We start from the raw sequence: 2,460 nt of genomic DNA, 5'->3' as shown, positions 1-2,460 counted from the left end.
ATCTAAATTAACAGTATCGGATAACAATCCTTTTTGTTTCCATAATTTATGCATTTCCCATAGATTTTCACGGCACAAAATTACCCCTAAAATTAACTTATTGTAGCTCCTTCAATTGATAGTTGTCGATTAAAAAGCCATGGAATATTTTTCTTTCCCGACACCTCATTTATCATATTCAACACTAATGGTAAATTTCTTTTCTTTTTTAATTTAACTTTTATTTCTTTTTCATTTATTTCAATCATTCCGCTATTCTCAAAAAACTTCTCATATAAAGTTACATCTGCCTGATGTGAAAATCCTTCTAACATTTGTGCCGACAACCGATACAAATTATGTGCTAAAATACTCATCGTAAAATCAAAGTCAACTTTAATTACCATTGACGATGATACTCTGTTAAAATGATAAAAGTCTAATTGTTCGCTTATTCCCTTTTCTACTATCCATCTTTGACAATATTTTCTTACTATTTCTTTTGTCTTTTCTTCCAGGTCATTCGTGATAATTAGTGCAGGTTTTATTTTCCCATGTCCGGTTATTGCAATACGTCTGATTTTTTTCCCATATTTATCAAGAAAAATTTCTTCTTCATAAACTTTTAAAATTCTTCCTTTGCCGTTCGCACACATTACTTTAACTTTTTTCCATGACAACTTTGGCAATGAATTTAATTTATCCACAACTTTTTTGCCGCGCCTTTGAATCGTAATAAACTTTATACCGGCATCTTCAAGCTTTCTTAAATTTTCGTATATAGTAAATTTGCTGTCAAAAATTAAATACCTTAATTTGTCAGTTTTATCTGTCTCCATTTTATTACGATAAAAATCTAAAAATTCCAGAACCGCATTGTTTTTATTTTTATGTCTTATTCCGGCGTCTCCATAATTTATAATTCCTGTTTCCGGGTCTTGAGCGATAACCGCAAGCATCCCGGCGAGTGCTTTGCCTCTTGTTCCCGACCAGTTATTTTCAAATTGACTGTCATCTCCCCAATAAGGAATAGTGGTAAAATCTAAATTAACAGTATCGGATAATAATCCTTTTTGTTTCCATAATTTATGCATTTCCTGTAAAAATGATTTATTCATTTTGCGTGTTACACGATGAGAATAAGAAGTAAACCAGGCAGTTTTAGGCAAAGTTGTAAGACCGGCAAAAAGTCCCATTCCTCTATCCATACACCATAAATCATCAGCGACGTAACGACGGATATTTGATAATTTCAGCGCCAAAAAACTTAATATTGATTGTGCTCTGTCAATTGATTTTGTTTCAGGAAAACTTGAATTTTCAATAATTTTATCAATTCCAAAATGACGAATAAGAAGTAACATCACAAGGATTCCGGCGTTCCCGGAATTGAAAGCATCCTTTTTTTCTGATATTTTTTTGCTTTTGGGTGCTTCTAATTTTTCTATTGCGTTGGTATTAATTTCTTTACGAGTCGCTTTACTTCTTCGTGGTAATCTGGCAAAACCGGCATGAGTAGTAATTGTAGAAATATATCGTTGCGATACGCAAATATTTTGAGCGTCTAATATTGTTTTAATCTGTGGTACAGAATAATATTGTTTTCTCAAATTCAAAATTTTATCTTTCATCGAACCGGTTTTATCTTTTGGTTTTCTCCCTGGTCGTTTCAATAAAAAAAAGGGATCAACATCGCCGGAATCCCAGTTTTTCATTTGGTCTCTAAAGTTTTTGGTTAAAGAATAAAAAGCATTTAATTTATAACCGAATTTTTTCGCGCAAACATCTGCCGGAAGTTTTTCGCCAAAGAAAGAACGAAGTGCTTCATATTGTTTATGCGTTTGATTTTCTAAAGAATCGAAATATGTTTCAGGTTTCATGACAATAAAAGTTAAAGTTAATAATTAGGGTATATTCTTTCCGTGTAAGTATTATATACCAATTACGCAAAAAAGTCAAGCCTGGCTTGATAATTGCAAAGAAATGCGACAAATAAAGGGTTTAGGCTATCTATAATATTATTTTTAAATATTATGCAAAAGATGTAATATAAAACAATAGTATAATATACCCTTAATTCTTTCGGACAAAAAAATATTGCGGTCTTTATTAGTCGCAATAAATAAAAGAATTTATATTTTTTTAAATTTTAGTTTAGGGTATAACTATTCCGTGAAAATCTATAGTTATGATAGTTAGTGCCTGACCCCATTCTTTATTGTTATGATAATAGTGAGTGCCTGACCCCATTTTATTTTATTTTATTTCCTCAAGTCGAATATTTGTAAAGTCCCCTGTTGAAGCCACATTACCATAGCCTATGTGGACATAAACAGTTGCTATTCCTGAAACCTGATTTGTGAAGATCAGTTCTTTGCGCCACCATTGGTTATATTCCGAAATCCTGATGATTTGTTTTTCTTTTTGTCCGGGAATAAAAAATGCAAGCTTACCGCCAAAAAATATATTTAGAAGAGTGAG

2 protein-coding genes are annotated in these 2,460 nt (G+C 31.7%); both read right to left on the bottom strand.

The features are described 5' to 3' along the window. Positions 1–92: 92 nt before the first annotated feature. Positions 93–1,859, bottom strand: a complete 1,767-nt coding sequence (locus tag U9R42_09635; GenBank protein MEA3496283.1) for a transposase — start codon at positions 1,857–1,859, stop codon at positions 93–95. Between the two features lie 376 nt (positions 1,860–2,235). Continuing rightward, positions 2,236–2,460, bottom strand: a 225-nt coding sequence (locus tag U9R42_09630) for a hypothetical protein (protein ID MEA3496282.1), incomplete at its 5' end; no start/stop codon positions are given.

This window comes from Bacteroidota bacterium (genome assembly GCA_034723125.1).
Taxonomy (GTDB): domain Bacteria; phylum Bacteroidota; class Bacteroidia; order CAILMK01; family JAAYUY01; genus JAYEOP01.
This window is presented reverse-complemented; position numbering and strand designations above follow the sequence as displayed.